The following is a 26,064-nucleotide window of genomic DNA, read 5'->3' as shown; positions in this document are numbered from 1 at the left end:
GTCAGCGCGGCATCCAGACGCGCACCAGCGACAGCAACTTGTCGACATCCAGCGGCTTGGCCATGTAATCGTTCGCGCCGGCCTCTATGCAGCGTTCCTGATCGTCGGGCATGGCCTTGGCAGTCAACGTGATGATCGGCAGCTTTTTCCAGCGCGAGTCCTTTCGGATTTCACGTGTCGCGGCAAGACCATCCATCACCGGCATCATCACATCCATCAGCACAAGGTCGATCTGCCCCCCGTCGACCGCCCTTTCCGCCGATTTGTCGAGCGCCTCTATCGCTTCCCGGCCGTTGCGGGCCACTTCGATCACCGCCCCTCTAGGCTCCAGGATATTGGTGAGCGAATAGACGTTGCGCACGTCATCCTCCACCACCAGTATCCGGCGGCCCTCCAGCACGGCATCGCGGCTGCGGGCCTGCTGGATCATTCGCTGCTGCTCGGCCGGCATTTCGGTGACCACCTGGTGCAGGAACAGCGATACCTCGTCCAGCAGTCGCTCGGGCGAGCGCGCGCCCTTGATGATGATCGAATCCGAATAGCGCCGCAGGCGCTGCTCGTCCGCCGCCGAAAGCTCGTGCCCGGTGTAGACGATCACCGGCGGGAAACTGTGGTCCCCCTGTTCACGCAGCGTTTCGAGCAGAGTGAAGCCGGAGGCATCCGGCAGCTTCAGATCCAGCACCATGCAATCGAAAGTCTCGTGCCGCAGGCGTTCGATGCATTCGGCGGCGCTGCCCACGCCCACGGTTTCGACTTCGGCAGAGCCAAGCAATGTCGAAACGGCTTCGCGTTGCCGCTCGTCATCCTCGACGATCAGCACCCGGCGCACGTCCTGCGCCAGCTTGTCCGCCAGCGCCTGAAGCACGTCCATCAGTTCGTCACGCCGAACGGGCTTCAGTAGATAGCCGATGGCGCCCAGCGAAAGCGCGGTCTGGGCATGATCGCTGGCCGATACGACATGAACCGGAATGTGCCGCGTGGCGACATCGCCCTTGAGACGGTCCAGCAGGGCCAGTCCGGACTGGTCCGGCAGACCCAGATCGAGCACCACCGCGCTGGGCCGGTATTGACGCGCCAAGACCAGAGCCTCTTCCGCGGTTCCGGCGACAAGGCAATGGAAACCCAGCTCATGCGAAAGATCGCGAACGATGGCGGCAAAGCTTTCGTCATCCTCGATCACCAGCAGGATGCGTTCACCGCCGCCCAGTCTGTCCCGATCGTCGTCGACCTTGCGGACAAACGCTGCCGGCCTTGGCATGGCGGCGGAAGACGGCGGCCCAGGGTGGCGATCCGCGACGGAAGGTTCCTGCCCTGCCGCCGCTTCGGCAGTTGTCGGATCGTAGGCCAGCGGCAGGGAAAGCGTGAAACGGCTGCCCTCGCCCGGCTTGCTTTGTACCGTGATCGCCCCGCCCAGCAGGCGCGCCAGTTCGCGAGAGATCGACAGGCCCAGCCCGGTGCCGCCGTACTTGCGGCTGATCGTGCCGTCGGCCTGCCGGAACGCCTCGAAAATTTCGCGCTGCTGGCTCTCGGCGATTCCGATGCCGCTGTCGGTCACCGAAACCTTAATACCCTCGGCCCCATCGGCTTCGATGGCCAGCGTGACGCTGCCTGCCTCGGTGAACTTGAAGGCGTTCGAAAGCAGGTTCTTGACGATCTGATCCAGTCGCTGCCGGTCGGTATCGATCGTGCCGGGGCAGTCCGCCGCGATGGCGATGGCGAAATCCAGGCCGCGCTGCCGGGCAACCGGATCGAACATCTGCCGGATGTCGGCCACGAAACGGTCCAGCACGATTTTTTCGGACCGCACCTGCACATGGCCCGCCTCGATCTTCGACAGGTCCAGAATATCGTTGATCAGCGCCAGCAGATCGTTGCCCGAAGACTCGATGGTGTGGGCATAACGGATCTGCTCTTCGGAAAGGTTCCCCGCGGCATTGTCGCCCAGTAGCTTCGACAGGATCAGCAGCGAATTCAGCGGCGTGCGCAGTTCATGGCTCATGTTGGCCAGGAATTCGCTTTTGTAACGGCTTGCCTGCTCCAGTTCCTGCGCCTTTTGTTCGACGACGGAGTTCGATCGAGCCAGATCGTCCCGCTGGGCGCCCAGTTGCAGCGTCTGTTCCTCCAGCTGGGCGTTGGTCTGTTCAAGTTCGACATGCTGTTGTTCGAGGCGGACCTGCGATTCCTTCAGCACGCGGCCCTGTTCTTCCAGTTCCTCGTTCGAAACGCGCAGGTCCTCGCTCTGCACCTGAAGGGTTTCCGCCTGGCGCTGCGTCTCTTCCAAAAGATTGTGCAGTTCGGAGCGGAACCGGGCAGAGCGCAGCGCGACGCCGATGGCGCCCGATGCCTGCTGCAGGAATGTCAGCGCCAGGTCGTCCACCGGCTTCAGGAAGCCGAGTTCGACAACACCCTGGACTCCCTGGTCGGCGCTGGCGGGAGAGATGACCAAGTGGCGAGGCTTGTCATGCCCCAGGCCCGATCCGATCGCCAGATAGCCATCGGGAATGTCGCTGAGCACCGATTGCTCGCGCTCCGATGCGGCACGACCGAGCAATCCGTCTTTCGTCGTGAAGCCTTCCAGCACGCCGGCATCTGCCGGAACGCCCAACATTGCGACGCGGTGGAACTGCGTGCCATCTCCCGCATAGATTGCCCCCGCCTGTGCGCCGAGGAAACGCATCAGGAATTCCAGAATGCTTTCACCCAGGTGTTCCGTTGCCGGATCGCCCAGCATCGCAGAGGCGAGCCGCGCCTGCCCGTGCTGCAACCATTGCTCACGATCGCGTGCGCGGGTGGAACGGCGGACCAGCATACCGACCACCACCGTCAGCGCGATACCCAGCGCGGCCGCCATCAGCGCGGTGGTCCAGGCCGTCCGGTAGGCGCCGTCCATTTCTTCGACGCGGGCCTGGCGCAACCGCGCCTCTTCCTGCTCCATCTCGTCCATCTGGACGCGGATGGCGTCCATCTCCTGCTTGCCGCGGTCGGTCCTGACCACGGCAAGCGCCGCCTCGGCCCCTTCCCGACGGCGCAAGTCGATGGATTCGGTCAGCTCGGAAATCTTCGCCTCGGCATGGCGGCGTAATGTCGCCAGCCGTGCCTGCTGCGATGGATTATCCGCGGTCAATGCCGCGATATCGCGCATCTGCCCCGGAAAGCGTGCCTTTGCTTCGTTGTACGGGGAAAGGTATTGCTCGTTTCCGGTCAACAGGAATCCCCGTTGCCCGGTTTCGGCGTCCTGCAAGGTGGAAAGGATTCCCCCGAGTCCGGCGATTACCGCGTGCGAATGGGTGATCCGGCCGGCATCCACGCGCATGGTTTCGACATTGCGCACCGCAATCGTGCCACTGACAACGAAAAAAGCGACTACCAGCCCAAGGCCCAGCCATACCCGGCCTTCCAGACCGAATCGCGCCATGCCCCCCTGGGGCGCGAGCGAAGGCGACATTCTTATCCCCCCATGCAGGAAGCCGGCCGTCGAAGCGGGCCCTTCCAGCGTCAAATCAAAAAGATGGGCCGCAGCGAGCGCCCGTCCGGACGCTTACCGCAAACGGCCGCGCCCCTGCAACGAACCCGTCTGCGAATGGTTCCCGAAGGCTCCGGATTTTTGCTTACGTGCAACCTTGGCAACAGCTCCGAGGAAAAGCGACGCGGGCCCATGCACGGTCTTTGGTTTTCCGGTTCATCCGTGCTTAAGCGCGACTCCGGCTTTTCACCGCCCTTCGACGATTCCCACTTTTCGGCCCTTCTGGACCCGCCTTCCTGGATTTACCACGATGTCATTGATGCAGCCGTCCTGGCCCACGCCACCATCTTCCAGCGAAGGTGCGGGAAAGCGGGCGACGGAGGCGCCGACGAGCCCCGCCCTCGCGGCGGCCGGAAAGCAGGGCCCGCTCGTGCGTCGCCATGTGCTGGCCGCCCTGCTGTTGGGGTTGTTCGGCCTTGCCGTGCTGATGCATCTGGCGCGGCTGCATGTCGATCCGCTTTTGCCCGACAATCTGCCGTTCTACGCCGCCGGCATCCTTGCCGTGATCCTGCGCTTCGCCCTGCCCCGCACGACATGGCGCCACGCCGCGCCGGTTGCCCATTTCAGCGAATACGCGATGTTGTTCACGGTGATTTCGCTGATGGGTGCCACTGCCAGCTATCCCATAGCTGCGCTCACGCATGGCTATGCCGATGCCAGCCTGCAAGGCATCGACCAGGCACTGGGCTTCGACTGGCTGGGCTGGTATCGCCTCGTCGCCGCGCATCCAATCCTCCAGGCGTTGGGCACGACCGTCTATCGCAGCATTTACGTGACGCCGGCGCTGCTGCTGTGGTCGGCCGCCCGGGCAGGAGATCATGTCCGTGCCTATCGCTTCCTTGCCGGATTCTGCGTGGCCGCAGTGATTACATTGGCCGTGTTCAGCCTGATGCCCGCCGTGGGCCCATTCTCGCATCTCTGGCACGGCCCGATCCCATACATGCCCGAAAGCGAACTGTGGCAGCAGGGACTGATCCCGGCGCTGCGCGCGCATGAAGTGCATGTCGTCGACCTGGGGCATTTGCGGGGCATCGTTTCGGCGCCGAGCTTCCATACCGCGGCAGCCGTGCTGTACATCGTGGCGGGCTGGCGCATCGCTGAACTGCGCTGGCCGATTGTCGCGCTGAATGCCGCAATGCTGCTCTCAACCCCGGTGGAAGGCACGCATTACCTGATCGACATGATCCTCGGCGCCGGGGTGGCAGCGCTCTCGCTGGGGGTGGTGCACATCTACTTTCGCGCGCTCGATCGGCGCACTGGGGGCGGGACCGCATTTCCAACCAGATTGGCTGAAATGGCCGCGTGAACCGCCTTGCGGATGCAGGCAGGCAAGCTAGGCTGCTCGCATCTTGATAGGGGGGTACGGGGATCATGCAATCCATGAACCGGCGCGAGTGGCTTCGTGCAAGCACGCTTGCCATTACGATGTCTCTGGTCCCCGCCCGCATTTTGGCTGCGCCCGCGGCGGCCGGATCCCCTCGCCCGCCGGCGGCGCGCGTAAATCCGGTGCAGGACACCTATTTTGGCGAGACGCTGACCGATCCCTATCGCTGGATGGAGGACGACAAGGATCCGGACTGGTTGCCGTTCCTCAAGACCCAGAACGACTATACCCGCAGCGTTCTGGACGGCTTGCCGCAACGTGCCGGGCTGTTGACAAGGATCCAGCAACTTTCGGGTGATCTCACCGTCACCGCCGAAGTCCAGCACGCCGGCGCGCGCCTGTTCTATCAACAACGTCCCGCCGGTGCAGACAACTACAAGCTTCTCGTCCGCGAAGCCGGCAAGGTCCGCGTGCTGGTGGATCCCACGCAGATGTCCGGGGCCGGGGCCGGACACTACTCACTGGACTGGTGGCGCGCTTCGCCTGACGGCAAGCGGCTGGTCTATGGCGTTTCGGCCAATGGCAGCGAGGATTCGATCGCCCACGTTCTGGACGTGGCAACGAGCAAGGATCTGCCGGAAACGATCCCCAACACCCAGTTCGCCACGCCGCAGTGGCTGGATGACGGCAGCGGGTTCTTCTATAACCAGCTGACCGGCAAGGTCGATACGCCCGACCGCTTTCTGGATAGCCAGGCCCGTTTCCATCGCGTAGGGACCGATCCTGCCAGGGATCCGATCCTGATGAAGCGCGGGCTGGATCCGGCCATTGCCTTCGAAAATATCCAGACGCCGTTTATCGTCACCGCCCAAGGGTCGTCGCACGCGCTGCTGGCCCTGGCGGACGTGCGCACGGAAATGCGCCTCTATGTCGCGCCGCTCGCCGATATCGTCTCAGGCAAGCCCCGCTGGCAGGAAGTCGCACGGTTCGAGGATGAAGTTACCGCCTTCGACCTACATGGTGACGATCTGATCCTGCTGGCCAACAAGGATTATCCACGCGGCCGCCTGTTGAAGACTTCCGCCAGCGCCCCCTCCCTCGCCACGGCGACGGAACTGGTGGCGCAAGGGCCGCAAGTGATCGAGAGCATGGAGCGCGCGGCAGACGGGCTCTATCTCAAGATCATGGACGGCGGCGTCAACCGCCTTCGGAAGCTGGGAAGCGATGCGAAAGTCGCGGAAATCCCGCTGCCGTTCGACGGTACCATCGGCGGCCTGTTTGCCGACCCGCGGCAACCGGGCCTGCTGATGACCTATGGCGGGTGGCTGACGCCGCCGGATGTATGGTCTGTCGATGCGTCGGGAAAACTGGCGAAGACAGGCATGAACCCGTCGCCGAAAATCGACGTCAGCGGCTATACCACCACCCGTGCATTCGCCACCGCGCGCGACGGGACGCAAGTGCCCTATGCACTGATCTACAAGAAGAACCTGCCCCGCGATGGATCCGCTCCGGCGTTCATCCAGGCATATGGGTCCTACGGCGCGGCGGCCTATACCCCGACGTTCCTCGGTAAGATGCTGGCTCTGATCGATGCCGGTGCGGTCGTCGGCTTCGCTTATGTCCGGGGTGGCGGCGAATATGGCCGCGAATGGCACAAGGCGGGGCAACTGGCCAACAAGCCCAATACCTGGCGTGACCTGATCGATGTGTGCGAAACGCTTTGCCGGGACAAGTGGACTGCGCCCAAGCATCTGGCCATTGGCGGCCGCTCGGCCGGCGGCATCACGGTGGGCCGTGCGCTGACGGAACGGCCGGACCTGTTCGCCGCCGTGGTCGACGGCGTGGGATGGTCGAACCCGCTGCGCTACGTGGTCGAACAGAACGGCTATGGCGAGGAGCCGGAATGGGGCGCGATCAGCGATCCCAAGGGCTATCAGTACCTCAAGGCGATAGATAGCTATCAGCATGTGGTGGATGGAACGCCCTATCCGGCGGTGCTGCTGACCACCGGGGTTACCGATCCGCGCGTGGCGCCGTTCCACGTTGCCAAGATGGCCGCGCGCCTGCAGGCCGCCACCAGTTCAGGCAGGCCGATCCTGTTGCGTGTGGATTACGACGCCGGCCACGGCATCGGCTCTACCCGCAGCCAACAGGATCGCGAAGCAGCGGACACCTATGCTTTCATCCTTTGGCAGACCACGTAGGCGCTGCAGGCCAGACTTCATAGCCATGGCGCTGCTTGCCCCTGTCGGCTTGGCCGCGTTGGAATCGCCCTACGAGGCGCAACTCGCTGCGAAAATCCAGCCACGGGGCACCGGTCAACGAGAATGTGCCGGACTGGTAGTGCCGCCAGCAGCAATTCGCCCGTAATTGCAGACCTCGCCTTAAGTGCGAGCCAACGGCGGTTGTTCGCCGTCACCAACTGCCCGTTTCCGCGACGAAAAACGTGGGATCGTCACAGCGGCTTGCGTGATGGAGTGATGCAGGATAGCTGGCGCCATCCATTACCTTTAAAAGGCGATGGGTAAGATCGCGCCGGTGCCTCGAAAGAGGCTTAATAGGGAACACGGTGAGAGAGCTTGTCTCTCGAATCCGGGGCTGTCCCTGCAACTGTAAGCGGTGAGCGCGATGTACATTCGCGGCGGGGCAAGGACGCCCGCCGCAGCCACTGGGCCGGACGCTAAACCATGCGAGGCCTGGGAAGGCCGTGCATCGTCGCATTGACCCGTGAGCCAGGAGACCTGCCGGCGTCTGGTCGCTCTCGCTTTGGTCCAGGGGATGGCCGAGGCCCGGTAATTTTTCCGTCTGAGCGACGAACGAGCGGTGAAGGCCGCATCGGTTCGCGTAACGGTCGCCTCGGGCGTCCGGCCGTCGACGCGCGCCGACCGTCGTTGGCGGCACGCCTTCACCCCCAGTCGCAGGCGCCGGGGGAATTTTGATGACTATCTACATGAACGTGCTGCGCGCGGGCCTATTCGTGGGCGCCGCTCTTGTCGGTGCGACAGCCCATGCCGAAGATGCGCCTTCGGCGGGATCGTCCGCCAGTGATTCCGGAAGCGGCGAGGCTGCCGAAATCCTTGTCTTTGGGCGCGGCGAAGCGAAGATCGGCACGGCCCATGCTGCCAGCGAGGGCAGCGTCGGCGGCTCGGACCTGCTCGTTCGGCCTCTGCTACGCGTGGCCGAACTCCTGGAAGCGGTACCGGGGATGGTGGCCGCTCAGCATTCCGGCAGCGGCAAAGCCAATCAGTACTTCCTGCGCGGCTTCAACCTCGATCATGGCACCGATTTCACCACTTACATCGATGGCGTGCAGATGAACCTGCGCACGCACGGGCACGGGCAAGGCTATCTGGAGCTCAACGGCCTGATCCCGGAGATCGTCGCGCGCGAGGATTTCCGCAAAGGCCCCTACAGGGCAGACGGCGGCGATTTCGCGCTGGCCGGCGCGGCCTATATGACCACGATCGACGCTTTCGATCGGCCCTGGCTCTCTGTGGAAGGCGGTTCCTACAAGTCCGGCCGCCTGGCTGCCGGCGGCACGATCAAGGATCTTGGCGGCGGCAATCTCACACTCGTGGGACAGGCCAAGCGCTATGACGGACCATGGGAAGAAGCCGAACACCTGCGCCATTACGCCGGCTTTGCCAAATACTCGATTCCCGTTGGCGAAGGCACGGTTCAGGCCTCGCTCCACGCCTATCACGCGACCTGGCGGCCGACCGAACAGATCCCCGAACGCATCATCGGCTCGGATATCTGCGACGACGTATTCTGTTCGCCCGATCCTTCGGCACGGGGCCGAACGACGCGCTTCGTCGGCAATGTGGGGATCACACAAGCCACGTGGAGCGCGAATGTCTATGCCCAGTATTACGACTGGAACATGTATTCCAACCCGACATACGCCGATCCCGACGGCACCAGCGCCCAGATCGACCAGTTCGACAAACGCTGGGTGACAGGGCTGACGGCCCGCAAGCAATGGCAGATTGCCGACAGTCTGGAACTGTCGGTCGGCACCGAAAATCGCTATGACCATATCGGCAGCGTGGGCGTCAACCGCACATCGAACCGCGAATTCCTCTACTCTCTCGGCCGTTATCATGTCGAGGAACTGTCAGGCGCGCTCTACGGCGAAGCGACGTGGAAGCCGCTGGCCGGTCTGCGCCTGACAGGCGGCCTGCGCGGCGATTACTACCATTACACGGTGCGCGCGCGTGATGCCGCCGCGGCCGATCTTGGCGAAGGCAAGGGCCACGATTCCATCGTTTCGCCGAAGTTATCCGCCGCATACGCAATCACATCGCAGTTTGAGGTCTATGCCAACTGGGGCAGAGGGTTCCACTCCAACGACGTGCGCGGTGCAGTCAATGTCGATACGCCGGTGCCCGTGCTGGTGCGCGGCACCGGCAAGGAACTGGGCGGGCGCTTCCAGGCGGGGACGTTCTCGCTGACGGGAACCTACTGGTGGCTCAACGTTGCCAGCGAATTGCGCTTCGTGGGCGACTCCAACGCGGTGGAACCCACCGGCGCCAGCAAGCGGCACGGTTATGAAGTGGTTGCGTTCTGGCGGCCGCTGCCGTGGTTGGCGCTGGACGGCAATTATACCTGGAACCATTCGCGCTATGACAATGGCGACCGGATCCCCAATGCCTTCGAGAATGCCGCCTCAGCCGGGGCAGCCATCGTGCTGGACCCGTGGGAAGCCAGCATCCGCGTCCGCCATCTTGGCCCCTACCCGCTGGTGGAGGACAACAGCGTGCGGGACAAAGGCAGCACGGTCTTCAACGCGCGCGCCGCGTGGAAGGGCGCCAAGATCGAAATCTACGGCGAAGTGCTGAATATCTTCAACAGCCGGGACAAGGACATCGCCTACTACTACGAATCCTACGTTCCCTCGTTCGATGCAGATGGGCCGGTGGAAGGCCGCCTGAGCCGCGTGATCGAGCCACGCACATTCAAGATCGGCGCACGCTATACGTTCTGAGCAGCGGGAACCGTAGAGTCTTAAACTCGAGCGTTCCCAAACCAGCCCACTGGGTTTCGAGAAATCGTCCAGACCCGGTGGGCTCCGATAAACTATGCACAGGTGTTGGCGGTGTGACATTGCTGCCTTGCGCAGCCGGCTATAATTCTCCTGGCAGAATTCATAACGACAGGAGAATAGACGATGAACAATTCGGACCTTGCTGAGAAGCTCGCTGCTGAAACCGGCGCCACGAAGGCCGATGCCAAGAAGGCGGTCGATGCAGTCTTCGCAGCCATTGCCGACGCGGCGGCTGCCGGCGACGAAATTTCGCTGAACGGCTTCGGAAAGTTCAAGGTGAAGGACTCTCCGGCTCGCGAAGGCCGCAATCCTTCGACCGGCGAGACCATCCAGATCGCCGCCTCGAAGAAGCTGACCTTCGCTCCGGCCAAGGCCGTCAAGGACAAGTTGAACGGCTAAGACTGCGCTTCAAGAATGGGACGGCACGCCGCCACCAGCGCCGTGCCGTCCCATTCCATGTTCAGGTGAAATTTCCACGATGCGCTGCCGTGTCGTCGCGGAGCCGCTGGATATCGCGATAGCCGTCCATGCCGCTCTACTTTCTTACCGAAGTCTCCCGCCGTCTGCGTTGACCGGATGAACTGGAGCAAAATGAGGGGCACGATGCCTGGCTGCGTCGGCTCGGCTTCGTGAAACCGGCGCTTCAAAAATAGCTGAATGCCGGCCCGCACGCTTATCTACCGATCTAGCCTGGGCCACCTCTGTCATCGGGCGGAAGGTGCGTGCAGTCGATAATGCCGCGCCGATCCAGATCGGCACGCGTCGACTGGAAACACCGGACTTCTAACTCATGTAGATCTGCCATTCCCAATGGCTGGACGCCGCGCTCGTCAAATTTGGCATCGCCACAGCTGTGCGCCGGAATCGCGATTGCTGCACCCGGCCTTGGAATAGGAATGCTTCGGCCAGACGAAGCACAACTACCTTGCTGATGTTTCTCAACTTTTTAGGTTGACTTAAGTGTGGAGCCTGCGGGCTTCAGCTGAGGCGACCGCGCCAGGCAAATCATCCAAACCGAATTTTCCGAACCGCCCGCCCGTGCGCTGCCCGGCAGGCGATGTCGGCGTTCGTCTTGAATCCAGGGGCTACATGAGATCGATCAAGCTGGCGGGCTTTCGTCATTCACTTTTGCTGCGTGCGGGATATGTGTCCGTTGCGATCATGGCGTTCTCAGCGGGAGGCGCCGCCGGGGCGCAGGAAGTCGCTCCGGAAGAGGCCCAGGCGAGTGACATTGTCGTCACCGGCATTCGCCAATCGCTGGAACGCGCCGCGCAGATCAAGCAGCAGGCGCCTCAGATCGTGGATTCGATCGTTTCGGAAGATATCGGCAAGTTTCCCGATCCTACGACCGCGGCCGCACTGCAACGCGTGCCGGGCGTGCAGGTGTCGGTCACCCAGTCGAACGAGATCGGCAATGTCCGCATCCGCGGGCTCGGCGATATCCTGACCACGCTCGACGGCCGCGAGATCATCACGACCACCGGCCGCACGTTCTCGATGCAGGATCTGCCCGCCGATGCGCTGTCGCGGGTCGACGTGATCAAGTCCAACACGGCAGACCTGATCGAAGGGGGCATCGCCGGCATCATCGATCTGCAGCTCAACAAGCCGTTCAGTTTCAACAAGCCGACGATCGTCGTCAATGCGCACGGCAACTACGGCGTGAAATCAGACAGGCTCGATCCTCAAGTGAGCATACTGGCCACCGATACCTGGGAAACCGGGATCGGCGATATCGGCGCGCTCATCAACGTCAGTTGGGCCAAGACGCATTACAACCACCCGCGCACCCGCGAAGGCGTACGCCGCGCCGCGCAGGGGACGGGCATTCCCTACAATCTGCCCGGCGTCCTCCTGCCCAACGTCGTCGAGAGCCACTCCGACTATGGCTGGTATGAGCGCCCACAGGCCAATGCCTCGCTCCAATGGCAGGCATCGGACAGCCTCCAGGTCTATGCCGACGGGCTCTACACCGGCTATCGCTCACAGAGCCAATGGTCGCTGGCCAATGCGCAGCTGTTTCTTCCCGGCACGACCATTTCCAACATCGAACTGTCGGACGATTGCATCACCGCGCGGGCCCGCAATGACAGCGGCCAGTCCCCCCTTCCCAGCGGCACGCCGCCGACGCTTCCCGCCTTCAATGTGCAGGATCTCTGCCAGGTCCAGTCGGCGACGATCTCCAACGCGGTGAGCGAGCAGAAGACATACAGCTACGACAACCGCACCGATGCCTGGCTTGGCGCGATCGGGGTGAAATACGATCGTGACGGCGTCAGCGCCAAGGCTGACGTTTCCTATCAGCGATCGGTCAATACTTCCGAGACGATTCTGGCGGTGATCGGTCAACGCATCCCGACCTTCCAATACACCGCGAACAGCGGCAGTGGAGCGACGGTCACCACGCCGGGCGATCCTTTCCTTTCGTCGACCAACCTGGTGCTCAGCGAAGGCTTCGACCAGACTTTCAGCCGTTCCGTAGGCGACCTGTTTCAGGCGCGGCTCGACACCAGCTTCGACATAGACAGCAGTCTGCTCCGCAAATTCCAGGCAGGTATCCGCTATGCGAACCGTGGCAGCGAGTTCCAGCAAGCCGTCGTAAGCAAGGCAGCGCCCGGCGGGGTAATCGGTTCGGCCAGCGAAGCGACGGCGGTAAAGGTCGATGCTTCGGGGCTGCCTGGCGATTATCTGACGCTCATGCCCGGCGTGCCGCAGTTCAACAACGGAACGGGCGCGCTTGTACCCAATCCCGACTTCCTGCGATCGGACGAGGGCCGCGACGCCCTGCGGACGCTTTACGGCGTGGCCACCGGCGACCCGGCCTATCAGCCACAGCGCGCCTTCTATGCTACCGAGAAGACTTTCGCGGGATACGCCCAGTTCAATTACGAAACGCCGATCACATCCGGGATTACGCTCGACGGCGTCGTCGGCGTGCGGCCGACCCGCACCGAGCGCACGATACGCGGTTCAAGCGTGGTAACGATTCCGGCATCGGGCGGCCAGCCGGCACGCACGGAAATCCGGCCGCTTTCGCAGACGACCACCGATACGGACGTCCTGCCCAATGCCAGCGCGCGGCTTCAGTTTGGCGGCGGGCTCCAACTGCGGGCGAGTTATGCGAAGACCATCCGCCGCCCGGACTTCGCCTCGCTCAATCCCGGGCTCACGTATTCGCTGTCCACCAACCCCAACATCCTCAACGCAGGTTCTGCCGGCAACCCGGACCTGCGACCGCAGAAATCGGACAGTTACGACCTCAGCCTCGAATATTATTTCGGCCGAGGCTTCATTGCCGTGGCGGCCTACAAGCGAGACATCACCGACCGCGTGGTGACCGCTTCCGCCAACGAGGTCATCGACGGGATCAATTACTCGATCAGCCGTCCGCGCAATATCGGCCAGGCCGAATTGCAGGGCATTGAAGTCAGTGGCCAGACGTTCTTCGACTTCCTGCCGGGTGCGCTCTCGGGCCTCGGCGTCATGGGCAACTTCACTTATGCCGATACCGAGGTGAAGGGCAGCGACCGGCTCGCGGGTCTGCCGCTGCAGGGTGTGTCTAAGTACAATTTCAATGCGGGTCTGCTTTATGAAAAGTCGGGCGTCTCCGGCCGCCTGATCTACACCTGGCGGTCGAAATATTATGACAGCGACGAGACTGGCGCGCTCGGCATCCGAGAGGTCGATCCCGCGCGCGCCAACGATGCGACCTACAACCCGTTGCTGCTGAACTATGTGCGCCCCAGCGGACGGCTCGACTTCGGATTGAGCTGGGACGTGAACGACCGGCTTCGTTTCGATCTTGGCGGCACCAACATCCTCGGCGCCAAGTATCGCGGCTACTACAACCAGCCCGCCTATGGGCAGGAGTACCGGTACGACGACACGACCTACACCGCCGGCGTCCGCATCCGCATCTGACGAGAAACCGGGGCACGCCGCGTCCGTGCCCCGCAGTACCATCCACGGGAGAATGACTATGCGCGCAACCACCAATTCCGGAATCGTGGGCCCGCGCCGCCGTTTCCTCCAAAGGCTGGCCCTGCTCGGCTCGCTCGCCGCGATGGGCGGACCTGCCAGCGCGAGCCTGCTCGGCGACTTGCCGTTCACCCCGGCCGGGCGCCCCCGCAAGCGACCCAATATGATCGTAATCATGGGCGACGACATCGGCTATTCGGACATCGGCGCGTTCGGGGGGGAAGTCGATACGCCCAACCTCAACGCACTGACCAAGCGCTCGGTCAGTTTCACCAATTTCTACAACATGGCGCGCTGCTGCCCCTCGCGCGCCTCGCTGCTCACGGGACGCTATCCGCACCGCGTGAACATGGCGGGCAACGGCACCAGTCTCTCGCTGGAAGTTCCCACGGTCGCCGAAGAACTGCGCCGTGCGGGTTATGCCACCACGATGGTCGGCAAATGGCACCTCACCGCTGCGCAGCCGATCGAAGACAAAGCCGAGCATCTCAAGTGGATCAACCATCAGGCCCATTTCGACCGCGATTTCGGCGATCGTCGCACCTACCCCGCCGCACGCGGCTTCCAGCATCACTGGGGCATCATCTGGGGCGTAGTGAACTATCACGACCCCTTCAGCCTCGTGAACGACTTCCAGCCGGTCAGGTCAGTTCCCAAGGGTTTCTATTTCACTGACGCGATCAGCGATCACGCGGTGGGAGAAGTGAAGCGCCTCGCAAAAGGCGCCGATCCCTTCATGATGTACCTGGCCTATACGGCGGCGCACTGGCCGCTGATGGCCCCCGCCGCGTTGATCGAGAAGTACATCCCGCGCTTTTCGGGCGGGTGGAACCAGATCCGCCAGGACCGCTATGCCCGCCAGATCAAGCTTGGGCTTGTCGATCCTGCCGTCGATCGGCTCGATGCGGTCGAAAGTTGCTACGAACACAACGCATCGATCCCGTGGGAGCGCCTTACCGACGATCAGCGCGCGGTGCAGGTGCGAAAGATGGCAACGCACGCCGCCATGATCGAAGTGATGGATCAAGGCATCGGCCGGTTGGTTCAGGCGCTTAAAGATACCGGACAGTATGAGGATACGCTGATCGTCTTCACTATCGACAACGGCGCTTCGCCGGAGGTCATGGTCGAAGCAGGCTACGACCGGTGGAGCGAGACGCGCGACGGCCGCAAGGTCGCTTACGGCGAATATCCCGACCACGAGATCGGCGACGACCAGACGATGGCCTGCCTTGGTGCGCAATGGGCCAGCGCGGCAAACACCCCCTGGCGTTACTGGAAGGCGGAGAGCTACCAGGGCGGAACACATGCCCCGTTCCTGATGAGCTGGCCCGCGGCGATGGGGGGACGCGAAGGTACGCGGGTGGCCACGCCCGCGCATATCATCGACGTGACGCCGACCCTGCTCGACCTTGCAGGCGTTACCCCGCGCACGGACAAGGCGCCCGTCGACGGCGTTTCGCTCGCGGGTGTGTTCGAAGGCAAGCCGATCCCGGCCAATCGTCCGTTCTTCTTCGAACATTACGGCGCCCGCGCGGTGATCGACGGCCGCTGGAAGCTGGTTTCACTGGCGCCGGGAGGGCAGCGGGCCGACCTTGCCTGGGCGCTCTACGACCTGCAGAACGACCGGACCGAGACGCAGGATGTTCGCCAACTCTACCCCGAAGTAGTTGCGCGGCTGGACAAACTATGGCTCGACTGGGCACGCGATGTCGGCGTTCCGCTACGCGGCGGCGTGCTCGGCACTCCACCGGAGGAGGTACCTCAGGCGCATTTCAGCGACTGACCGGCAATGTTCCGGTGCGGAAACAGGGAAACGTTATTTCCGCTATGAATCGGCGGGATAGGGGGCGACCGCCAAGTCGCCCCTTTTTCATTCAGTACTTGAAACCGAAGCTCAGGAAGAAGCTGCGACCCGGTTCCGGGAAGCCATCGGTGAGCACGTAATAATCGTCGAACAGGTTGCGCACGCCCGCGCCTATCTCGACACCCTCACGCAGCGCATAGTTCACCGTGAGGTTGGCCAGCGCATAACTCCCGGTGCGATAATAGCGCGTGCCCGCCGTGTTCACGGTCCAGCGGTTCGAGGCGATGTCGGCATTAGGCAGCACGTGCAACCCTTCTAGCGGCGACCAGTCGGCCCAGAGAAAGGCCTTGTGCGTCGGCACCCCGGTCGGCTGGAACGCGGTGTTGGTCGGATCGTCAAGATCGCGGTGGGTGTACGTGTAGTTGCCGCCAAGGCTCAGCGTGCGGCCCAGCCGCGCAGTCAGCGCGATTTCGCCGCCGTAGTAGTCGCCACTGCCAAGGTTGCGGCTCTGGGTCACCGACTGGCCCTGATAGATCATCGGGAAAGCGACGATCACGTTGTCGAGATGCGAATAGAAGGCTGCCGCCTCGGCATGGAGCGGGCCGAAATCGCGCGCGCCGCCGATTTCGTAATTGGTCGCCCGCTCGGCCTTGAGGTCCGGATTCGATGTGGCACCGCCGAAGCGCGAACTGAAGCGCTCGAAAATGGTCGGGAACCGTGCGCGCGAGGAAATGCTCGCGTGCAGACTGGTCTGCGCATCGACGCTCCAGACCAGCTGCGCCTGTCCGTTCAGCGCCTGCCCGTTGTGCAGCGCATATTCGATCAGCGCCCCGCTGGCATAGTCCTCGGCCCGCGAGAGGTCGCGCCAATCGAAGCTGACACCGGCGGTGAAGGCCAGTGCCGAAGTCAGGTCGAGCCTGTTCTCGGCGGCAATGCTGTAGGTTTCCTCGACGCTGGTCTGCTTCGGCTCGACCGCTCCCGAGGGGAAGGCCTGCTGCCATTCTACATGCTTGTCGCGCCGGTAATGGGCGGCAACGCTCAGCCGGTCGATATCGCTGACCGCAAGGTCGAGCTGCGCCGATCCGCCCCAGGCAGTGTCGGCATAATAGCTGTTGAAGGCGCGCGCCTTGGTCTGAGTGGTCTGGCTGGCATCGTCGAAGGCGCGCAGCAGGTTGTCGAACCCGTTACGATAGACGCGGGTCTTGAGCGTCGCCCGGTCCCCCAGCGCGGTGGTCGAGAGGAAATAGATGCTATCGATATTCCAGTAGGGCCAAGACCAGTTACGCTGAGAGGCAGCCGGGTCGGTCACGTGCAGCGGCGCGTTCTTGGACCCTTCCTGCCGGGTATAGCTGATCGAATATTCGTCGGTAGCATTCGGCGTGAAGCCCAGTTTGGCGTTCACGCGCCAGTCGGCAGTGCGAGAGAAGTCGCGATGGCCGCCATCCTCGGCCGATCCGGCACTGGGCTCGTAGCTGCCGGGAAGATCCCAATGATCGGTGAAATTGCGGGTATAGCTGGCCTGCGCATACCACATGTCCTGCTTCGTCCCGAGCAGGGCGAAGATGTTGTAGCCAGTGTACTCGCCCTTGCGGCCAAGGTTCAGAGTGCCGCGCGCTTCGGCTTCGATCGGCTCGACCGGCTTGCGGGTGACGAGGTTGATGGCGCCGCCCATCGCCCCCGGCCCGTCGAGCACCGAAGCATAGCCCTTGGCCACCTGCACTTGCGCGATGTCGGAAGTTAGGAAACGTCCATAGTCCAGCCGCCCGTCGGCAGGCAGGTAGACGCGAATGCCGTCGATCGAGAGCGGCACCTGATAACGGTCGAAACCGCGCACGTTGATCAGCCGCTCATTGCGCGAACCGCCGCTGTTCGACGACGAGACGCCGGGCATCAGGTTGACCGCATCGTCCAGACTGTTGCGCTGGAACAGGGAGATCGCCTCGGCATCGAGCGTGGAGGACGTGATCGAGGGACCGCCCGGTGCTGGTGCAGTGACGATGATCTGGCCGAGCGTGAAAGCATTGCCGTGCTGCGCGTCCTGATCGGCGGGCGCCGCGGACTGGGCAAAGGCGGGCGTTGCAAGAATGCAGGAAAGAGTGACCGCACAAGCGGATGCGAAACGCATGAAAAAAGCCCCCATGTTTTGTGCTGTCGCCGTTTCGACGATTCGCTATATCCGTCCGTATATAGTTTTTGTGCGATGCAAAAGTGCAGCGAAATGAGGACTTCAGGATGGTCGGACGCAAAATGACGAGTTCCAAAGGCGGGCTGCTTCTGGCCGCATTGCTGATGCTGGCGCCGACCGGCAGCGCGCTGGCGCAGGAGATGACCGGCGGGGCTGCGGCCTCCCCCGCTATCGCGCCCTCGCCCATTGCCTGCCCGGCCACGCCCGCCGCGCTGCCCGGCGAACTTTCCGGCTGGAACCGGCGCATGCCCCTGGCCGCCGCGCAAGACGCAGCGGCGGCAGCGCGGCTGACGCCCGGTACGGCAGTGGACGGCACGCTCAGCCCCACGCCCGCGGTCCGCTATGCGCTGCGCCCCGAAAAACCGGGCGGATCGGTGAGTTTCGGCGGCATCTACGTCTTTACCGTGCCCACGGCGGGCCATTACCGTGTGGCGCTCGGCTCGGCGGCGTGGATCGACGTGATCAAAGCTGCCGACACCGGCAAAGACAATCCGGTCACGGGCCAGACCTCTATCGCCCATGGTCATGGTCCGGACTGCTCGGGCATCCGCAAGATGGTCGATTTTGCGCTCGAACCGGGGGACTATCTCCTGCAGATCTCGGCCAACGCCGACGCGAAGCTGCCCCTGCTCGTTACCCGCCTGCCCTGAGGGCGCGATGCGAAATGCGGTAAGGGGGGCAGTGACCGGACTGCTGCTGATCGCCACTGCGTTTTCCGGGCTGATGGCAGCGTCGCGCCCTCAGGGCAGGCAGGCGACGCAGCCCTCCGAGCGTGCCAAAGCGACCCGGATCGAACTTGGTCGTCGGCTGTTCTACGACGCGGATCTTTCGATCAACGGTACTATGTCCTGCGCGACCTGCCACGAGCAGCGCCACGGTTTCGCCGATGGCAACCGCACCCATCCGGGCGCGCTCGACGATCCAGGGCGGCGCAATGTGCCAACGCTCGCCAATCTTGGAGATTTCCCGCGCCTGACATGGGCCGACCCGCGGCTCACCAGTCTGGAAGCGCAAGTAGCGGTACCGATTTTCGGCGACCACCCGGTCGAGATGGCAATGAAGGGGCAGGAAGCCGAAATCGCCCGCCGACTTGGCCGCGATCCCTGTTACCGCGCACAGTTCGCAGAGGCCTTTCCCGAGAGCGACGGCGCCATCGATTATCCCAGGGTCGCCAGCGCCCTTGCCGCCTTCGAACGCACGCTCGTATCGCGCGGCAGCGACTGGGACAATTTCGCGCTGGAAGGGCAGGTCCGGGAAGGCGCGCAGATCTTCCGGCGCAATTGCGCAGGCTGCCACAGCGGCGCGAACTTCACCGATTCGCGCTATCACCGCATCGGTGCGATGCCGCCGTCGGGCGCCGCCGATCCCGGTCTTGCCGAAGTAACCCACCGTTCCAGCGACCGTGGCCGCTTCCGCACGCCCAGCCTGCGCAACGTCATCGTCAGCGCGCCATACCTGCACGACGGATCCGCTCCGACGTTGGACGCCGCAATTGCCGCCCACACCCGGATCGCCCCGCTGCCGGCCAAAAAGCGCGGCGCAGTAGCCGCGTTCCTCGCCAGTCTGACCGATCATGCTTTCCTGACCAATCCGGCGTTCGGGCTGCCGCAAACCGCCTGCGGCAAAGTGCTGTGATTCTGCGGAGGTGGGCGTCGGCCGCTTTTTGGTCGCCTGAAAGTCATCTGGATTTCGCAGACATTCGGGGAAACCAGCGACCATCGATCGCGCCAAGCTCGCCAGCGACGGGCAGCTTAGCGCTTGCATTGCTATCCGGGCAATCGCATTGCCCGCCCAAGGAAACAACGTGCAGCCTTGGCGCGAAGACCACACATGAACGAGCCTGTCCTCTACAGCTTTCGGCGATGTCCCTACGCCATGCGCGCGAGGCTGGCCCTATATGTCAGCGGCACGCGCTGCGAACTTCGTGAAGTCAAGCTTTCCGCCAAGCCGGCGGCAATGCTCCTGGCTTCGCCCAAAGGTACGGTGCCCGTGCTGGTAACCGCCAATGGCGGGACAATCGATCAGAGCCTCGACATCATGCGCGCCGCGCTCGGCTGGAACGATCCCGAAGCCTGGCTGGATCGCGACGATCCCGCGCTGATCGCGATCAACGACGGCCCGTTCAAATACGACCTCGACCGCTACAAGTACCCCGAACGCCACGACGCCGACGCCGCGGTGCACAGGGAAAGCGGAGTGAAATTCCTTGAAATACTGGAAACCAGACTGGTCAGCGCGCCCTTTCTGGGCGGCCCGTCACGCGGCTTGACCGATGCCGCCATCGCCCCATTCGTCCGGCAATTCGCCGCGGTGGATCCTGAATGGTTCAAGCGGCAAAAGCTGCCGGGTGTTCAGCGGTGGCTGAGCGACTATCTGGCTTCCGCACTATTTGCCGCAATCATGACGCCCGTGAAGCCATGGTCACCTGAGGCAAATCCAGTCTTCTTTCCCGAGGACTCGATTGCATCTACGCCCCATAGCCGCCCTACGGCGAGCTGAATTCGGATTAAAAGACCAGACGTTCCCGCCTTGGTCGGAACGCTGCGCAGGCGGTCAACCACCCTATCGACCGGTTATAACGAAGGTGATCGCGCGATTGCTGTTACCGACGTCGGTGGTCGGGTGCTGGGGTTTATCCCGATACCAAGGGGCGCTTCGAAGGTGCACTCTTGCTCTTCGATAGGCCGAGCCACGGCTTGATCGTGCTGATGGACGTGACCATGCGCCAGGCCCCTGCCCTCCCCAGCGCGACATCAATTCCCGGCCGAGCGCCCACCGACCACTTCGCCTACTTCCGATCCTATCCGGCAGCGGGCGCCAAGGACGTGGTTCGTTTCAATTTCGGCGCGATGGGTCGAGCAGACGGCGATATCTGGAGGAGGAAATGCCATGAGGTCGTGCACATGGTTGAAGAAGGTGCCGGGCGTGCCGGACTGGCGCGTCTTTAGGCATTGCCGGGCCCATTCCCGGGGTCGTTTCTGGCCGACGGTGCTTCTGGCATCGCTGCTTGCGATGCTTTCCGTTCCCGCCATGGCCCAGCAGGCGTCTGACGCGGCAGGCCCCCCGGCGACGCTTTTCCAGAATGTCCGCATTTTCGACGGCAAGAACGCGAACCTGTCCGGCCCTTCCAATGTGCTGGTCCGAGGCAACATCATCGAGCGGATTTCGACGGATACGATTGCCCCCGATGCAAATACGCTGGTTATCGACGGCGGTGGCCGGACCTTGATGCCGGGCCTGATCGACGCGCATTGGCATGCGATGTTTATCCGCCCGACCCCGGCCGAAATGCTGACCGGAAACGAAGGCTACCTCAATCTGATCGCGGGTGATGAGGCGAAAGACACGCTGCTGCGCGGCTTCACGACGGTCCGTGACGTGGGGGGGCCGGTGTTCGGCCTCAAGCAGGCGATCGACGCCGGATTTGCGATCGGCCCGCGCATCTACCCGTCCGGTGCGATGATTACCGTTACCAGCGGCCATGGCGATTTCCGGCAGCTTTCGGACTTGCCGCGCCAAATCGGCGGCCCGCTCACGCGCGGAGAGCAAATGGGCGGCTATGCGATTGCCGACAGCCCCGACGAAGTGCGCGTGCGTGTGCGCGAGCAGTTGATGCAGGGCGCCTCGCAGATCAAGCTTACGGCGGGAGGCGGCGTTTCCTCGCCCTTCAGCCCGATCGACGTGGTGACCTTTACCGAGCCCGAGCTTCGCGCCGCCGTGGAGGCCGCGCACAACTGGGGCACTTACGTCACCGTGCACGCCTTCACCCCGGAAGCGATCGAGGGGGCGATTGCCGCGGGCGTGACCTGCATCGAACACGGTTTCCTCATGACCGAGGCCGATGCCAAGCTGATCGCCGAAAAGGGCATCTGGCTCAGCCTGCAACCACTGCCCGATGAGTTGCGCACCGGCTTTCCGGTCGGCTCCGTCCAGCGCGAAAAGGCCGATGAAGTCTTCCCCGGAATTGGCCGCACCTATGAGCTTGCCAAGAAGTACAAGATCAAGACGGCGTGGGGTACCGACGTCCTGTTCTCACGCGCATTGGCGCAGCAGCAAGGCGCCATTCTGGCGTCGCTTGCCCGCTGGTACACGCCTGCGGAAGCGCTGATCATGGCGACCTCCACCAACGCCGAACTGCTGAAGCTGTCGGGCAAGCGCGCGCCTTATGCGGGCACACTGGGCGTGGTCCAGACCGGCGCGCTGGCGGATCTGCTGCTGGTGGATGGCAACCCGCTTCAGAACCTCAATCTCGTAGCCGATCCGGCCAAAAATTTCGTGGTCATCATGAAGGACGGAAAGGTCTACAAGAACACTCTGTCCCGATAATCGAAGTGGTGGGGCATCGGGGCCCCTATGCCCCACTGCGGTGCCAAGGCAATTGCGGGACGATGCCCTCCTTCGGCCAGCGGCGGCTGAGATGGCCGGAGACCAGATGAAATCAGTCCCGGATCGCATTGAGCCGATCGGTTTGGCAGCTCTTACTTCTACCATCGCGCCCGGGCGACCTTCGCTGACAGGTATGATGTCATTCGGCGATGCGGTCGATCGGCGACACTTAGCCGCCCCCGTTTACATATCCGTTTTCCTCGTGAGCGGCATTCGCCGCCGCATTACGCGCGGCTCGGCCCAATTTTTCCTTGAGGGCGGTGAGCGCGTCGGGAGACCAGTCGTGTACGTCCGTCACAGCCGCCCAGGCATCGATATAATGCTCCGGCGCATAGACGTGGCCGTGGCCCATCGGCGTGGACATGGAGAGAGGCATGTCGATTGCGATCTGCACCATCGTCACCACGGGATACCAGCGCAAATCGGGGGAAACATCCGGGCCGACCGGTGCCTTCATCCATTCGGGTTTCCTGTAGAGGTCACGATAGTCGAAGAAGGTGATGGCGTCGCTGGAGTACTGCAGATAGGCGACCCGCATGTTGCCCCAGCGCGTGTTTGCGGGCACGGCGAAGCCGTCCTGGTTGATGAACCGCACGATGCGACTGTCGCGGAATTCCGGCCGCCAGATCGGCGAGCCCTTTTGCCGCTGAGCCGTGATCGAGCGCCAGATCCGGTTCTCGAACGTCGGGCCGCTCCACACCGCACCGGCGATCGGATCGTCGATGGTGCCGAAGAGTTCGACCGACTTTTCGGAATTCATGGAGCCGAGGCTAAGGCCATGAAGATAGAGTTGCGGCCGCTTGTCGCGGGGCAGGTGCGACCAATAATCGTAGATTGCGGTGAAGAGTTCCTGCGCGGCCTGCGCCCCGTTTTCGGGATGAGCCAGCAGCGCCAGCGGGCTGCTGAGGTAGGAATATTGCGTGGCCACGCTGCTGACGTCGCCATGGTGCAGGTATTCCAGGCTGTCGATGGCTGAAGGGTCGACCCAGCCGGTTCCGGTGGGCGTGATGACCACCAATATGGAACGATCGAACCCGCCCTGCCGCTTCAGTTCCTCCAGCGCCAGCATGGCGCGCGCATGGGCCGTGCCGGCACTCCGCAGGCCGACATAGACGCGGATGGGCTCGATAGCCGGGCGACCGGTCATTGCAGCGATCTGGCGGGCCGTAGGGCCGGAGGCCACGAAGCGTCTGCCCATGCGGCCAAGCTCGTCCCATCTCACCAGGGATGCAGCGCTGCCGGTTCTGGCGGGATCGGACGGCTGTTTGCGCTCCGGCTCGAAAAGGGCGTCGGTCTCGCGATAGGAGAAATCCAGCGCATCGAATGCGCCGCGCAGCGCGACATCGCTGGTCAGCGACCAGACGACAAAGGCCGTCAACGCGACGCCGATCACGGTGGCGACGCGGGGCGGAACATAGCGGGCCGCACGGGCGGTGAGCGCGCGCGCCAGCCGCAGCAGCAACCGCGCCACGATGAGGAGGATCATGAAAGTGGCCAGAGCAATCAGGCAGACCTGGAGCGTGTAGCCCGCGTCGACGGGCTCCATGCCCATCAGCGATCGTATGGAGTTCTGCCAGCCCGCCGCGCGCCAGAGGACGATCAGGAGAAGGATGCCCATGCCGGCCGCCATGCCGCCCAGAAGGATCCTTCGTGTCTTTCCCACGGGATCGGGCAATTGCATGTACCGCCATAACCAGCGGCAAAACAGACCGAGGGCGTAGCCGAAGGCAAAACCCAGCCCGCCAAGTGCGCCTTGTGCGATCGTGCCACGGGGGATCAGTGTCGGAGTAAGGGCGGCCGAAAACGTGAGCGCACCAAGGATGAGGCCGAAACGGGACAGTGATGCTGCCCAATGGCGCAAACCGCGCGCAAATCTTTCGGCCATACTCACCGGGCGCCCCCTGAATGGATTTCGCCAGACTATCCGAATCCGGACCATAGCCAACGTGCCGAGGGTGGCAAGCTGCGGTGGTCTGAGCCAAAGCAAGGTATCGGGCGGATACTGCATTGGTCTTGGCCATGCGGATGTAGACGCGATAATTCCATCGGCAGGAGCACCTGCGACCACGCGGGCGCATCCGACAAAACAAGAAATGACGATGGAGAAGATGCCGTGGTCGCCATGACCTTCGCGGGAATTCCTGCGCCCAGTTCGCCTGCCCGCTCCGGATCGCCGCAGCCCTAGAGCGCATAGCGGGAAGCTGGTCGGCCCTCGCCCCCCCTTCAGCACGAACATCATCGGAGAGAGACGATGGTCAGCCTTCTGGTTCTGGCCGCGGCTACGGCCGCGCCCCTGATTTCTGCGGCGCCTGGCACTGGCGCCACACTTGCCGCCGCCGCCCCGCAGGACGAATTGCAGCAGGTGCCCGCGGCGCCCGATCCCGCGCCCCGTACAGCACCGCCGCGCGTAAAACTGCCGGTACCGCCCACCGCACCGCCGGACCTTTCGAAAGCTGCGGTGGAAAACCCGCCGATGGGTTCCGACGTACAGCTTCAACGCACACCGCGTGCGCAGGCCCTGCCTTATGATGAAGACTACAGCGACTTCGCCGATCCGGCCAAGCGCAAGGGGCTCTGGGCCAAGCTGAAGTACATTCCTCTGACCGACGCCAGCTATCTGACGGTCGGCGGCGAGATGCGCTGGCGCTTCGAACTGCGCAATGAAGAACGCTTCGGCGGCGGCAAGCAGGATGACGACGGGAATTTCGAACAGCGCATCCGCGTCTGGGGCGATCTGCATCTGGGCGATCACCTGCGCGTGTTCGGAGAACTGAAGAGCGGATTGCAGGCAGGATACAGCGGACAGCAACTGGTGTCCGACAAGAAGACCATCGATCTGGCGCAGGCCTTCGTCGAAGTTCACGCCCCGGCCGGCAATGGCACGCTGAGCTTCCGCGTGGGGCGTCAGGAAATCGGCATCGGCGGCTTCCGTCTGTTCGACATGCGCGATGGGCCGAACGTGCGCCGTTCTTTCGATGCCGCGCGCATCCGCTTCACGCAGGGCCCGTGGGATGCCGAAGTGCTGGGCGGCTTCACGATCACCGAAACCACCACCGCCTTCGACAACAGCACCAATTACGACACGCCATTCTGGGGTGCGCGCGTGGCGCGGGACCTGGGATCTGTCGTGCCCGGTGGAAGGCTGGAAGGGCTATGGGTCCATACGCGCCGGCCGGTGGCGAAGTATGACGCAGGCTCCGCCGCCGAAGCGCGCGACACTTATTCACTCCGCTTCAGTGGCAAACAGAAAAAGCTAGAATGGGACGTGGAGGCCATCGGCCAGACCGGCCATTGGGGCGACCAGACGGTACGCGCCGGGTTCCTGACCGCTTACGCCAGCTACGGCCTTGCCCTGCCCGCCGCGCCCCGCCTCGGCCTGCGTTTCGAGGTCGGTTCGGGAGACAAGAACAAATCCGACAACCGGATGAATACCTATTACCAGCTGTTCGCCCGCCCGCTGACGATCAACGGCGAACTGGGCCGCGCCAACCTGATCACCTTCGGCCCCACCGCCGCGATTACGCCGATGAAGAAGCTGACGGTGGACGCCACAGTGATGGGGCTGTGGCGCACCTCTCTGCAAGATGGCCTCTACGGCGCACCCGGTCAGTTGATCATCAAGGCCGATGAAGGAACCGCGCGGCAAGTGGGCGTGCGCGGCACTTTGGGCGCGCGTTACGCGATCTCTCCGTTCTGGGTGGTCGGCACTTATTTCAACCATGTCCAGAAAGGCCGCTTCATCAAGCAAGTGCCGGACGGGCACAATCTGGATTACTTCAACCTCTTCACTACCATAAGGTTCTGATCGACA

General features: G+C 63.3%; 15 protein-coding genes and 1 riboswitch. Of the genes, 12 read left to right on the top strand and 3 right to left on the bottom strand.

Going from position 1 to position 26,064, the window contains the following annotated elements; all coding sequences use genetic code 11:
- Position 1: 1 nt before the first annotated feature.
- A complete protein-coding gene (locus ACZ1JC_RS01910; RefSeq protein ID WP_465139595.1) occupies positions 2-3,415 on the bottom strand; it encodes a response regulator in 3,414 nt (1,137 codons plus the stop codon).
- A gap of 358 nt (positions 3,416-3,773) precedes the next feature.
- On the opposite strand from ACZ1JC_RS01910, the gene ACZ1JC_RS01905 reads away from it, so the two are divergent.
- The 6 genes from ACZ1JC_RS01905 to ACZ1JC_RS01880 all read left to right on the top strand — a co-directional run bounded on the left by ACZ1JC_RS01905 (position 3,774) and on the right by ACZ1JC_RS01880 (position 15,661).
- Positions 3,774-4,829 carry a phosphatase PAP2 family protein gene (locus ACZ1JC_RS01905; RefSeq protein WP_465139596.1) on the top strand — a complete coding sequence of 352 codons (1,056 nt, stop codon included), beginning with the start codon at positions 3,774-3,776 and terminating at the stop codon, positions 4,827-4,829.
- 65 nt (positions 4,830-4,894) lie between these two features.
- A complete protein-coding gene (locus ACZ1JC_RS01900; RefSeq protein ID WP_465169060.1) occupies positions 4,895-7,054 on the top strand; it encodes a prolyl oligopeptidase family serine peptidase in 2,160 nt (719 codons plus the stop codon).
- 315 nt (positions 7,055-7,369) lie between these two features.
- A riboswitch (cobalamin riboswitch) is annotated at positions 7,370-7,613 on the top strand.
- A 175-nt stretch (positions 7,614-7,788) separates the two neighbouring features.
- On the top strand, positions 7,789-9,837 hold the full coding sequence (locus ACZ1JC_RS01895) for a TonB-dependent receptor (protein ID WP_465139597.1): 2,049 nt from the start codon (positions 7,789-7,791) through the stop codon (positions 9,835-9,837).
- 183 nt (positions 9,838-10,020) lie between these two features.
- Positions 10,021-10,296, top strand: coding sequence for an HU family DNA-binding protein (locus tag ACZ1JC_RS01890; RefSeq protein ID WP_465139598.1), 276 nt, complete (start codon positions 10,021-10,023; stop codon positions 10,294-10,296).
- Between the two features lie 747 nt (positions 10,297-11,043).
- Complete coding sequence (locus ACZ1JC_RS01885; RefSeq protein ID WP_465139599.1) at positions 11,044-13,818, top strand: TonB-dependent receptor; 2,775 nt, start codon at positions 11,044-11,046, stop codon at positions 13,816-13,818.
- A 58-nt stretch (positions 13,819-13,876) separates the two neighbouring features.
- Entirely contained in the window at positions 13,877-15,661 is a 1,785-nt protein-coding gene (locus tag ACZ1JC_RS01880; RefSeq protein ID WP_465139600.1) for an arylsulfatase, read from the top strand.
- Positions 15,662-15,752: 91 nt separating this feature from the next.
- Here ACZ1JC_RS01880 and ACZ1JC_RS01875 read toward each other — a convergent pair whose 3' ends face one another.
- A complete protein-coding gene (locus ACZ1JC_RS01875; protein WP_465139601.1) occupies positions 15,753-17,807 on the bottom strand; it encodes a TonB-dependent receptor plug domain-containing protein in 2,055 nt (684 codons plus the stop codon).
- 122 nt (positions 17,808-17,929) lie between these two features.
- Here ACZ1JC_RS01875 and ACZ1JC_RS01870 point away from each other — a divergent pair, with 122 nt between their 5' ends.
- The 5 genes from ACZ1JC_RS01870 to ACZ1JC_RS01850 all read left to right on the top strand — a co-directional run bounded on the left by ACZ1JC_RS01870 (position 17,930) and on the right by ACZ1JC_RS01850 (position 22,193).
- A complete protein-coding gene (locus ACZ1JC_RS01870) occupies positions 17,930-18,517 on the top strand; it encodes a homogentisate 1,2-dioxygenase (protein ID WP_465139602.1) in 588 nt (195 codons plus the stop codon).
- A 31-nt stretch (positions 18,518-18,548) separates the two neighbouring features.
- Positions 18,549-19,502, top strand: a complete 954-nt coding sequence (locus ACZ1JC_RS01865; protein ID WP_465139603.1) for a cytochrome-c peroxidase — start codon at positions 18,549-18,551, stop codon at positions 19,500-19,502.
- Positions 19,503-19,697: 195 nt separating this feature from the next.
- Positions 19,698-20,366, top strand: coding sequence for a glutathione S-transferase (locus ACZ1JC_RS01860; RefSeq protein WP_465139604.1), 669 nt, complete (start codon positions 19,698-19,700; stop codon positions 20,364-20,366).
- A gap of 197 nt (positions 20,367-20,563) precedes the next feature.
- Positions 20,564-20,815: a hypothetical protein gene (locus ACZ1JC_RS01855; RefSeq protein WP_465139605.1), complete on the top strand. Its 252-nt coding sequence runs from the start codon at positions 20,564-20,566 to the stop codon at positions 20,813-20,815.
- 40 nt (positions 20,816-20,855) lie between these two features.
- The gene (locus tag ACZ1JC_RS01850) at positions 20,856-22,193 is read left to right on the top strand and encodes a metal-dependent hydrolase family protein (RefSeq protein WP_465169059.1); all 1,338 of its coding nucleotides are present in this window, start codon (positions 20,856-20,858) and stop codon (positions 22,191-22,193) included.
- A gap of 229 nt (positions 22,194-22,422) precedes the next feature.
- On the opposite strand, the gene ACZ1JC_RS01845 is transcribed toward ACZ1JC_RS01850, so the two are convergent.
- Positions 22,423-24,138, bottom strand: coding sequence for an alpha/beta hydrolase (locus ACZ1JC_RS01845; RefSeq protein WP_465148503.1), 1,716 nt, complete (start codon positions 24,136-24,138; stop codon positions 22,423-22,425).
- Between the two features lie 366 nt (positions 24,139-24,504).
- Between ACZ1JC_RS01845 and ACZ1JC_RS01840 the strand changes: the two genes are divergently transcribed.
- Positions 24,505-26,058, top strand: a complete 1,554-nt coding sequence (locus ACZ1JC_RS01840; protein WP_465139608.1) for an alginate export family protein — start codon at positions 24,505-24,507, stop codon at positions 26,056-26,058.
- The last annotated feature ends 6 nt before the right edge of the window (positions 26,059-26,064 follow it).

It is taken from the genome of Sphingomonas sp. BL-S-28 (assembly GCF_055521515.1).
Note: the sequence above shows the minus strand (reverse complement) of the source record. Positions and strands in the feature narration are given on the sequence as shown.

Bases quoted from the DNA above. Each gene is read 5' to 3' on its own strand.
- ACZ1JC_RS01900 (WP_465169060.1), top strand. From the start codon at position 4,895: ATGCAATCCATGAACCGGCGCGAGTGGCTTCGTGCAAGCACGCTTGCC.
- ACZ1JC_RS01875 (WP_465139601.1), bottom strand. From the start codon at position 17,807: ATGCGTTTCGCATCCGCTTGTGCGGTCACTCTTTCCTGCATTCTTGCA.
- ACZ1JC_RS01870 (WP_465139602.1), top strand. From the start codon at position 17,930: ATGACGAGTTCCAAAGGCGGGCTGCTTCTGGCCGCATTGCTGATGCTG.
- ACZ1JC_RS01840 (WP_465139608.1), top strand. From the start codon at position 24,505: ATGGTCAGCCTTCTGGTTCTGGCCGCGGCTACGGCCGCGCCCCTGATT.
- ACZ1JC_RS01905 (WP_465139596.1), top strand. From the start codon at position 3,774: ATGTCATTGATGCAGCCGTCCTGGCCCACGCCACCATCTTCCAGCGAA.
- ACZ1JC_RS01910 (WP_465139595.1), bottom strand. From the start codon at position 3,415: ATGGCGCGATTCGGTCTGGAAGGCCGGGTATGGCTGGGCCTTGGGCTG.
- ACZ1JC_RS01845 (WP_465148503.1), bottom strand. From the start codon at position 24,138: ATGGCCGAAAGATTTGCGCGCGGTTTGCGCCATTGGGCAGCATCACTG.
- ACZ1JC_RS01890 (WP_465139598.1), top strand. From the start codon at position 10,021: ATGAACAATTCGGACCTTGCTGAGAAGCTCGCTGCTGAAACCGGCGCC.
- ACZ1JC_RS01880 (WP_465139600.1), top strand. From the start codon at position 13,877: ATGCGCGCAACCACCAATTCCGGAATCGTGGGCCCGCGCCGCCGTTTC.
- ACZ1JC_RS01895 (WP_465139597.1), top strand. From the start codon at position 7,789: ATGACTATCTACATGAACGTGCTGCGCGCGGGCCTATTCGTGGGCGCC.
- ACZ1JC_RS01860 (WP_465139604.1), top strand. From the start codon at position 19,698: ATGAACGAGCCTGTCCTCTACAGCTTTCGGCGATGTCCCTACGCCATG.